This is a genomic window from Cohnella rhizoplanae (assembly GCF_948329515.1).
Lineage (GTDB): Bacteria > Bacillota > Bacilli > Paenibacillales > Paenibacillaceae > Cohnella > Cohnella rhizoplanae.
This window is the reverse complement of the sequence record NZ_CAOJCN010000001.1, coordinates 916408-926781: the sequence shown is the minus strand read 5'-3', so window position 1 is coordinate 926781 and position 10374 is coordinate 916408. Positions and strand designations below refer to the sequence as shown.

General features: G+C 58.1%; 7 protein-coding genes. 4 read left to right on the top strand and 3 right to left on the bottom strand.

What is annotated here, in order from left to right; all coding sequences use genetic code 11:
- Positions 1–67: 67 nt before the first annotated feature.
- A complete protein-coding gene (locus tag PQG80_RS04140) occupies positions 68–3997 on the top strand; it encodes a DUF4962 domain-containing protein (RefSeq protein ID WP_271749860.1) in 3930 nt (1309 codons plus the stop codon).
- Positions 3998–4041: 44 nt separating this feature from the next.
- Here the strand turns inward: PQG80_RS04140 and PQG80_RS04135 are convergent, their stop codons facing one another.
- A complete protein-coding gene (locus tag PQG80_RS04135; RefSeq protein WP_271749859.1) occupies positions 4042–4959 on the bottom strand; it encodes a LysR family transcriptional regulator in 918 nt (305 codons plus the stop codon).
- A gap of 116 nt (positions 4960–5075) precedes the next feature.
- Here PQG80_RS04135 and PQG80_RS04130 point away from each other — a divergent pair, with 116 nt between their 5' ends.
- The 3 genes from PQG80_RS04130 to PQG80_RS04120 all read left to right on the top strand — a co-directional run bounded on the left by PQG80_RS04130 (position 5076) and on the right by PQG80_RS04120 (position 8402).
- On the top strand, positions 5076–6470 hold the full coding sequence (locus PQG80_RS04130) for an MFS transporter (protein ID WP_271749858.1): 1395 nt from the start codon (positions 5076–5078) through the stop codon (positions 6468–6470).
- Positions 6471–6568: 98 nt separating this feature from the next.
- The gene (locus PQG80_RS04125) at positions 6569–7552 is read left to right on the top strand and encodes an aldo/keto reductase (protein ID WP_271749857.1); all 984 of its coding nucleotides are present in this window, start codon (positions 6569–6571) and stop codon (positions 7550–7552) included.
- Positions 7553–7655: 103 nt separating this feature from the next.
- Positions 7656–8402 carry a YqcI/YcgG family protein gene (locus PQG80_RS04120; RefSeq protein WP_271749856.1) on the top strand — a complete coding sequence of 249 codons (747 nt, stop codon included), beginning with the start codon at positions 7656–7658 and terminating at the stop codon, positions 8400–8402.
- On the opposite strand, the gene PQG80_RS04115 is transcribed toward PQG80_RS04120, so the two are convergent.
- Complete coding sequence (locus PQG80_RS04115) at positions 8399–9193, bottom strand: SDR family NAD(P)-dependent oxidoreductase (RefSeq protein WP_271749855.1); 795 nt, start codon at positions 9191–9193, stop codon at positions 8399–8401. The genes PQG80_RS04120 and PQG80_RS04115 overlap by 4 nt on opposite strands.
- Before the next feature lie 90 nt (positions 9194–9283).
- Entirely contained in the window at positions 9284–10300 is a 1017-nt protein-coding gene (locus PQG80_RS04110; RefSeq protein WP_271749854.1) for a helix-turn-helix transcriptional regulator, read from the bottom strand.
- Positions 10301–10374 lie beyond the last annotated feature (74 nt).

The window sequence follows — 10374 nt, the reverse complement described above, 5'->3', positions numbered from 1 at the left end:
CAATCGGAGGTGATCGACGACAACACTTGCTAGGCAACGGAATCAGATTAAACAGGAGGCGATTTCATTGATTCATCATTCATGGAAGCGCAAAATGTCCGTTTTCATCGTTTTCGTCTTATGCATGAACCTGGTTATTAACCTCTTCCTCTACTCCCCGCCGATCGTCAAAGCGCTCGGACTTCCGGCCACCGGACCGGAGCTGGTCGCCAACCCAAGCTTTGAGCAAGTGACCGGGACGCTCCCTTCGAATTGGTTCCCATCTGCCGCAACTGGCTTATCGTATGAACTGGTCACCAGTCCATTTACGAACGGAACGCAAAGCATCAAAATCACCGACAACTCGACTGCCGCAGCGGCCGACGTCTCTACGCCCTATATGCCTTACTCGCCCGGGACGACCTACCAAGCAAGCGTCAAAGTCAAAGTCGAGGCCGGCCAAGCCGGAATGATCGTTAGGTATTACGATGCCAACAACGTGAGCGCTACGCAGAATGTCGCGCTTAAGTCCGTCTCCCCCGGCTGGCAGACGATCGAGTTGACCGGTATCGCGCCGCCGGATACGGTCAATATGAAGATTCTCCTCTTCATCCCGAGCGCTGCCGGCACCGGTACCGCCTATTTCGACGAGGTATCGCTGAAAACAAGCGAGCTGCTTCCCAATGCTAGCTTCGAGACGGTCGCGAGCGCGAGGCCGACGGAATGGACCGCGACCGATAACGGTCAATCCGCCAGTATATCGGCATCCACTTCCGTGTATGCGCATGGCAAAAAGTCCGTGCGCCTGACCGACAGCTCCGCTACGAATGCGTACAGTGTAAAGAGTCCGTCCATCCCTGTCGTCTCCGGAAAATCATACACCGCTTCCGTTAAAGCCAATGCGGCGACGGGAACCGGAAGTCTGATTCTACGTTTTGTAGGTTCCTCCGGACAACCTTTGCAAGCGCCTTCATCCGTCACGGGCAGCTGGCAAACGTTGACCGTATCGGGCGTGCCGCCTACCGGAACGACCGGCGTCCAAGTCGAGCTGTCGACGCCGGCGAACGGGACGGCCGACGTCTATTTCGATCAAGCGTCCTTGACGGCAGCCGACGTATGGCCGACCGTACCGAACCCTGCCGATATGAGAAAATACCAACCGCAGGATCATCTGGTAACGACCCAGAATCCGCCGGATTTCGGCTGGCCGGCCGTTGCCGGAACAGACGTGTATGAGCTGCAGGTCGCCACCGACAGCGCCTTCGGCAACATCGCCTACCAAAAGAACGATATCGCCATCAATTATTACAACTTCCCGAATACGTTCACGGACGGGCAATCCTACTTCTGGCGCGTGCGGTTCCACAATGCATCGGGCTGGTCGGTATGGAGCGATACCCGGCAGTTCCGCATCGATCCGGACGCCGTTCCGTTCGCGGTGCCGCCGGTATCTACGCTGATGAGCAGCGTGCCTACGACGCATCCGCGCATTCTGACGAGCGCGAGCGACTTGACCGCGTTCCGCGCGAGAAAAACCGGTGCGGGCTTAGCTACGTATCAGAAAATCCTGTCGCTGGCCGACGCCGCGCTGCTCGCGTACCAAAACGACCCCGTAACCAACGCGCCGCCGCCCGAACCGACGACCGACGTGCTGAACAAAACGACGGCCGAAACGAACAAAATGCACTATGCCGCCTTTATTTATCTGCTCACGGGCGAAGTGAAATACGCCGACTACGCGCGCGACAGGCTGCTTAATCTCGCGACCTGGAACACCCAGACCGGTCCTACCTCCTATGCGTCCAACGATCAGGTGCACCGCGATATCGCGCGCAAAAGCGCCATGACCTACGATTGGATATACGACAAGCTGACCCCGACGGAAAGGTCGACAGCGGTCACGATGATCCACGATCGGGCCAAAACGATCGCCGACGACGTTTTGAACAATACGCCGATCTCGACGAAACCGCTCGACTCGCACGGTTGGTCCGTGTTCGCCTACCTGGGGATTATCTCTACCGCGCTGTTGCATGACAACTTTACGGCTAACGGCTCCAACGTTTCCCAAGATGCGCAGAGCTGGTTCAGCAAGGTGATTCCCGCCTATATCAACTTAATGCCGCCATGGGGCGGCGAAGACGGCGCTTGGGGCAACGGCGTCGGTTACTGGCAATGGTCCGCGATCAGCGACAAATGGCTGATGGATATCGTCTACACGGCGACGGGCTTTAATATTTATCAAAAGGCGTTCCCGCGCAACGAATCTTGGTTCCCGCTCTATGTGTTCCCGGTCGGTCAGAAGAGCGGCGTATTCGGCGACGATATCAATGCCATGTCGAGAGACGTCGTGAATACGAGCATTACGAGGAATTCGCAAATGTACCAAAATCAGGTGATGCAATGGTACGCGAAGACGGTTCCGTACGCGACGACCGACGTGCACAGTTACTTGTACGAAGACAACGCCTTAGCGGCGCGTCCGCCCGTCGAGATGCCGACCGCCAAATACTTCGATTACATCGGGTTGGTCGCGATGCATTCGAGCCTGTACGACTCGAAGCGCATTTCCGCCTATTTCAAATCCAGTCCATATGGCAGCTTGAATCATAGCCACGCCGATCAGAATGCCTTGATCATCAATGCCTTCGGCGAGGAGTTGACCGTAGACGGCGGATTTTACGATTCCTTCGAGAGTCCTTACAATCAGCTGTATACGAAGCAAACCTTCGCTAAAAACGCGATTACCTACGACGGCAAGAAGGGTCAGAAAATTTTCGATCTCAAAGCAACGGGGAAAATTACGGGATTCGCGACGAACAAGGACTTCGACGCCGCCGTCGGCGATGCCACGGCAGCCTACAACACCGATCCGGCCCATATCGGATTGGATCAGGCGCAGCGAAGCGTCATCTATGTGAAGCCTGGCGCATTCGTCGTCGTCGACAACTTGAAGGCGCGGCAGTCCGGCGGGTCGAGCTTCGAGTATTGGCTGCACGCGGATACGAATCTGACGCTGGACGGCGCGAATAGCAACGCGACGATCGTGCAGAACCAGGCTGCTATGAAGGTGCAGCTCTACTACCCGGGCCTGACTGCGATTCCGGTCACCAATCAAGCCATCGATGCCGCCGGCAACGTCCAAACGCCGGGAACTCATTCGAGCACAAGCGGCAGGTTCTTGGGACGTACGCGGCAGCACGGCGGATTTTCGACTCCGGCGACCAACGAGGCGACGATCGTGTCCACCTACGTTCCTTACAAGGTCGGCTCGACGCCCGAGACCGTCGTCGCGACGGATAACGCGGCATACCGCAAGCTGCACTTTGCGAACGGCACCGATGTTTATATCCGCAAGGCGCTGAGCGGCTCCGTCACGGTCACGGCGGACAACATCCAGTTCAATGGCATCGCAGCGGTCGTCAAAGGCAGTTCCGTACTGCTCGTCGGCGGCACGCAGCTGATCAAAAACGGCGTAACGCTCATTAGCAGCGCGCAGCCTGCGACCGTTTCGTTATCGGGCGACGAATTGTCCATGACCGGAACGCTAGACAACCAAGTTACGGTAAACAAGTCCGGCGTGTCGACCGTGCTCGACGAAGCCTACCGCTCGATTCCGCAGGGAGGCACTGTGGCTACTGCCGTTCAAGCGCGCGGCGTTCACTGGACGGCCTCGGGCAGCACGCTGACGTTTAACGTCGAGCCGGGGCAGCATCACCTTCGCCTGAGCAATGTCGCGGCCCCTGCTCCGAAGCCTTCGGTCACGCTCTCCGTCGTCATCGACGGCACGCCGTCCACGGTGACGCTCTCCGCTTACGGCGACGGCGACGGCGGCACGGCGGCCTGGGGATCGTTTACGATCAATAAAAAGACTTATAACGTGCTCGAGACGCCGCCGGGTCTCGTCTTCGAGACCGTCGGACCGGCGAAGGTCGGCGAACAGCTCCTGCTGGGGTGGACGGCCAAGGTCGTGCTGCCTAATCCGACCGGTACCTTGAGGCTGCAGAGCGTGCCTTAACCAAGCCTTCACTTGAAATTTCAAACAGCGACAGTGAGGGAGCGTTAACCTCCCTCACTATCGCTGTTTTTTTGTTGAATCCCTTGATTGCCGATCTCCTTAAAATATGCGACCACGACCTCCCTGAATTCAAGCGCAGCACGAGACAGATATCGTCCCTTCTGCCAGATCAGCGCGATCTCCCGCACTAATTCTCGATTCTCGATCGATAGATATCGAAGCTCATCGCGCGGATAGGCTGCCGTGCCTGGTATGAACGCGATGCCGATCGCGGCTTCCACCAACGCCGCGATCCTCGCGGGCTCATCCCCCTCGTAAACGTAGCGCGGCTCGAAACCGATCGTCCTGCACGCGGAATCGACAAGATCGCGCGTGCCGTAGCCTTTCTTTACGCCTACGAACCATTCTTCCTTCAGCTCCGCCAGGGACACGCCGGTTCGGTCCGCGAGCCGATGGTTCTGGGGTACGGCAACCAAGATCGGATCGACGTACAGGATCATGCGTTCAATGTCGTCCCCTTCGAGCGGCGGCGAGGACAGGCCATAATCGACCTCCCCCCGGCGCAGATGCGCGGACATTTCCTGCGTGGCCAGCATCTGAACATGAAAATGGATCAACGGCTGCTTTTTTCGGAATTCCCGAAGAATCTGAGGCAGCATGCTCGCGGTATTGACAGCCAGCTCAAGCGTGCCTCGCACCGGGCCGGAGAGATCGTTCAGCTCCTGCCTCCCCTGTTCGAGCTCGAAGAGCGCTCTTTCCGCCCGGCGCAGGAATCTGTCGCCGGATTCGCTCAGCCGCAGCCTGCGCCCGATCCGGTCGAACAGCGGGACGCCAAGATCCTCCTCCAGCCGCTGAATGGTCTTGCTCAGCGACGACTGCGTGACGTGCAGCGCCCGCGCAGCTTCCGTCACATGCTCCGCTCGCGCCACGGCCAGAAAGTATTGCAGCTGCAGCAGTTCCACATCTCCATCCCTCTCCGCTCATTCCCTCTAGTCAATGAAAATATAACATAAAATGCGTTGGAATAAATAATCGATATCGATTACGATGGCTTCAATACGATCTTGGGGGACTAGCAATGAATGCGCAAAGCAGAGGGTTGTTGACCGCCGTGGGGCTGGGCGTATTGTTGAACCCGCTCAATTCGTCTATGGTATCCGTGGCCATAACGAGGCTGCAGGAGGACTATCGCCTAGACTATACGGTGGTATCCTGGATCATTTTCTCCTTTTACATCTCGAGCGCGATCGCGCAGCCCGTCATGGGAAGAGCAAGCGACATTTTCGGCCGCAGAAGGATCTTTTTAGCTGGCTTAATCGTCGCCTTCGCGGCATCCGTCCTCGCGCCGTTGTCGCCGAGCTTCGGATGGCTGATCGCGTATCGGATCTTGCAATCGATCGGGACGAGCATGATGGTAGCGGTCGGCATGGCGATCGTGCGCATCCATGTTACCGAGAAACAAGCGACGGCGCTGTCGGTCATGTCCATATTCCTGTCGGGAGCGGCGGCCGTCGGCCCCTTCGTCGGCGGCGTCCTGGTGCAGCAGTGGGACTGGCATGCGATTTTTTACGTCAATATCCCGTTCGCGGCGGCTAGCTTTGTCATGGCCTGGAGATCGATTCCACAGGATGAATGGGAAAGGTCATCAGCCGGCGCAGGCGGCGGCATGACCCTGCGTAAATGGGTGGTCAAAATAGACCTGCCCGGCATACTCCTCTTCGCCGCAGGTCTGATCTCGCTGCTCTTGGGACTGTTGTCGGCCAAATCAGCGGGACATCTCTCAGCGGGAAATATCGCCCTCGTCCTGATCGGTCTCCTGCTGCTGTCGGCTTTCGTCTGGTTGGAACTACGCGCGCCTTCGCCATTTATACCGTTACGGACCTTTGCCCGCTATCCTTCGATGACTTGGGTGAACCTTGAATTCATGCTCGCGAACCTGCTGTTTTACTCGCTTTTTTTCGGCCTGCCGTCCTACTTGCAGACGGTGCGCCACGTCAACGAGTTCGATACGGGCATGCTCATGCTCAGCCTGGGCTTGTGCTCGCTCATCGCGTCTCCTATCGCCGGACGTTGGGTCGATCGGGCGGGGCCGCGGCCCGCCAAGCTCTTATCCGCGATGCTGATGACGTTCGGTTCCTTATGGCTCGCCACTTTGAACGCACATTCTCCGGTAGCCTCCTTCTGTCTGGCGCTCACCGCATTCGGCTTCAGTAATGGGCTGAACGGCGTCGCCATGCAGGCCGACATGTTCAATAGCGCGCCGAAGGATATGGTCGGCATCGCCTCGGGGCTATTTAGTACGTCGCGTTATTTTGGCACCATACTCTCTTCCCTATTGATCGGGGTCGTTATGGGAGACCGGTTCAGCACAGCAGGTATGCGCACGGTCGGCCTAATCCTCGCTGCGGTAGCCGTGTCCTTGGTCTTCATGAGCCGGAGACGCCGGGAAGCGGGCGTATCTCAGACGCTATAACGGGCGGATGGATGTTTTTATCCATAGGAGCAGCTATACTCGAATGGGTAGAGCGTTGAATCCTGCTAAATGAGCGGAGATAGGAGGCTGGCATAAGGATGAGCTTGCGCACGCGCATGATACCGGGTATCGGTAGAGAGTGTTCGGTCATCGTCATGGGCGGCGTGCATATCGGCACCCGTCTGGACGAGGATCAGTCGTTCCGGCTCCTGGATCTGTATGCCGATGCCGGCGGCAATATGGTCGATACGGCCGAAGTATACGGCAACTGGGTTCCGGGCAAGACGAATGCCAGCGAGATCGCGATCGGCAAATGGATGAAGTCGCGCGGCAACCGCGACCGCATGATCGTGACGACGAAAGGCGGGCATCCGGACCTGGCGTCGATGAACGTGTCCAGGCTGCGTGCGGCGGACATCAGATCCGATGCCGAAGGCAGCCTGCGCCGGCTGCAGACCGATGTCATCGACCTGTACTGGCTGCACCGCGACGACCGTTCCATCCCGGTCTCCGAGCTGCTCGGACCGCTCGGCAAGCTGGTCGACGATGGCCTCATCCGCAGCTTCGGCTGCTCCAACTGGGAGACGGACCGGATCGACCAAGCGAATCGATGGGCGGCGTCGCACGGCTTGCCCCCTATGGCCGCCAATCAGGCATGGTGGAGTCTGGCGAGGCTTGACCCGGCGCATATCGAAGACCCGACCGTCGTCGTACTGGACGAGGCGATGTACCGCTACCATGCGGAGACGGAGATGCCGCTCTTCGCCTATTCTTCGCAAGCCAAGGGACTGTTCGCCAAGATGGAAGCGGCGGCCGTGGCCGGAACGGCGTTCGAGGCACCTCCTCTATACGGCTCGCCCCGGAACGTCCGGCGCTTCGAACAAGCGCGGCGGATCGCCCGGGAACGATCCACGACGACCTTACGGATTGCTCTCTCCTATATCGTCTCGCGACCTTTTGCTGCATTTGCCGTCGTGGGGGCTTCCCATGCGTCTCAGCTCGAGGAGAGCCTAGGCGCAGGGACGATTATCCTGGATCCCGAAGAGCTCGACAGGCTGGACGAGGGACAATTCGCCCTATGAATAAGCCTCGCTCTGTGATAAGGGCGAGGCTTTCTCATGTCGTATGCCTACAGTCACCTTATTGCGTCTAGGCAATATGCTGTAGCAAAAAGGAGGGCTTTTCATGCCGCTTTTGCTGCAGGATTCTGAGATCGAAAATGAAGCGCTTGGTTTGGAGCAATGGAAGAAGGATGCCTACAGGACATTCGCCTCCAAGATGAGCGACCGCGTAGCGCTTTTTCCTTGCATACCCGCTACGCAAGCTTTTGCCCGGCGGCATCTCCGTTATGGCTATGTTTCCAGCCCATGGCATGCGTCCGCCGGCCGCGAGCTGGGCGACATCATGGCCGAGTATGGCGGATCATCGCGCTCGTTCGGCGAATACTCGTCGTTGATCGTCTTTTTTAATACGGACGAAGCAGATAAATCGGTGTCGGCGTACGAAGCCGTATTCTGGGAATTATTAAGTAAGGTCAGCCGATCGGACAAGGTACCGTGGCCGTCCGATATACCGGAAGATACGGAACAGGCGACGTGGGAATATTGCTATGAAGGCGAACGCTATTTCGTTTACTGCGCCACGCCGGCGCATACGTACCGTCGAAGCCGTCACTTCCCCTACTTTATGCTGGCATTGACGCCGCGCTGGGTATTGGACGAGTGGCACCGTCATCCCCGCAAGGCGGCGGCGATCGTTCCCCGGATCCGCTCCCGGTTGGCCGCATATGACGAAGCGCCGGCGCATCCCGAATTGAAGCCTTACGGATCGCAAGGCAATCTCGAGTATAAGCAATATTTTCTGAGGGACGACGATACTTCCTTAGCCGGCTGCCCCTTCCACCGGGCGACGGACAAAGAGAATGCGGATTAAAAAATAGTCGGTATCATTCCCCCGTCCATCCTGATGGGGGAACCTTTGAACGCGGACGCGCAGGGACTGCACAGGAATGCCGCGAGCCTGCCGATCTCCGCCGGCGCGATGAACCGCTGGAGTTCGGATTGGGTCAAGTTGGCCGCCATGAAGCGTTTCTCTTTATCCTCGAAAGTCAGTGCTTCTCCCGGATACAGGCTGTCGATGATCTCGCGCACATTCTCGGTGAGCGTCGGACCGGGCAGGATCGTATTCACCGTCACTTCGCTCCCCCTCGTTAACTTGGACAAGCTCTTGGACAGGGATAGCAGCATGGACTTGGTCATGGCGTATGCGGGCATCTGTCCGGAGGGCATCATCGCTTCCTCGCTGGCGATAAAAAGGATGCGGCCGAAGTCCCGTTCAAGCATATTCGGCAGATAAACCCGGCACATCGCGTTGGCGGCAAGAACGTTCGTACGGAAGTATGTTTCCCACTGTTCATCGTTCGTGTCCTCATAGGACAGCATTTCGTATATGCCCATGTTGTTAACTAGCATATCGACATGCGGATGTCGGGCGAACAAGGCCTCTCTTTGCTCCCGATCCGCCAGATCCGCTGCCGCAGCTACCGGATCGGTCGATGGGAACATCGATTTGAGCTCGATGACGGTTCGTTCTACTTCCTCCCGGTCTCGCCCGTTGACGAGGACATTCGCGCCTTCTCTCGCCAGCTCGATCGCGATCGCTCTGCCGATCCCTTTCGTCGACCCCGTTACCAATGCCGATTTATGATGCAAGCCCATATCCATGTTCCTGTTCCCCTCTCTCGCAGTCTAAAGCTGCGGACAGGGATAATCTTAACTTGCGGAAAGCTAGCGGTAACTAGCTTGATGCGTCAATCATCTTGCAGCGCGCGCCATATTCGCCATGCGCCACTGGGCAGGCGTATCGCCCTCCCATAGCCGGAAGGCGCGATAGAACGAATTCTGGTCCTCATAGCCGATCAAGAAGGCCACTTCTTTAATATCGAGGGTCGTATCCGCCAAGTAGGCGCGAGCCTGCTCATGTCTAGCTTGCATCAGCAGCTGCTTGAAGCTCGACTGTTCCTCCGCGAGGCGGCGCTGCAGGGTGCGTTCGCTCATGCCCAGCTCCTTCGCGATGGCTTGAATATCGATTCTCCCTCCGGCGAGGCGTCGTTTTATGAGCGCGACGACCGTCTCGCTTGTGGAGAGACCGCGCTGCCTCGCATCCAGCGAACGGTCCAGTACGGGCGCCAGAATCGCGACCAGCTCCTCGTTATCGGAGATGAACGGGCGGTCCAGATCTTCCCTTCGCAGCGTCAGACGATTATATGCCGTACCGATCCGAACCTCGCAGCCGAAGTAAGCTTCGAGCGTCTTGGAATCGCCCATGGCTTGCGAGAATTCAACGCGCGCGGCGGTCAGAGGCAAGCCCGTGCCCCTGCGCCCGAGTTCCAGCAAGAAGGCAAGCGTGATCCCGACCAGGAGCGGCGGTCCCGACGGTCCGGCATGCGTCCATGCCAGCTCGACAACGCAAGCATCCCCCTCCTCGCGGACGAGCAGGCTTTCGGGCGGACACATTTGCTTGTACCGAGCCATCCGGCCAAGCGCGTCGCGATAATCCCGGGCGTGGTATACCGCCATCACGGCAGGCGGGTACTTCGCCGTCTCGAATGCCGTCGCCAGCTTGACGATGCCCTCGGCCGTGTCTCCGATCAGATCGGAATAAGCCTGCCAGATCGCGATATATTGGGCGGCTGTCACTGCAGGTTCGTCGATAAGATCGGGAGGCAGTCCCGCCTTGCGGACGATATCGGCCGCGCCTAGTCCCAAGCGGCGAATACCGGCCCAAAAGCCATGAGGGAACGGAATGCGGCCTAGCGCAGGGGAATTCACGCTGCGACACCTCCTTGAGTGATCATGCAAAGTCAATGAATAATAGAGCGGTTCGAACGGACAGTCTCGTAGTG

Bases quoted from the DNA above. Each gene is read 5' to 3' on its own strand.
- PQG80_RS04130 (WP_271749858.1), top strand. From the start codon at position 5,076: ATGAATGCGCAAAGCAGAGGGTTGTTGACCGCCGTGGGGCTGGGCGTA.
- PQG80_RS04125 (WP_271749857.1), top strand. From the start codon at position 6,569: ATGAGCTTGCGCACGCGCATGATACCGGGTATCGGTAGAGAGTGTTCG.
- PQG80_RS04120 (WP_271749856.1), top strand. From the start codon at position 7,656: ATGCCGCTTTTGCTGCAGGATTCTGAGATCGAAAATGAAGCGCTTGGT.
- PQG80_RS04115 (WP_271749855.1), bottom strand. From the start codon at position 9,193: ATGGATATGGGCTTGCATCATAAATCGGCATTGGTAACGGGGTCGACG.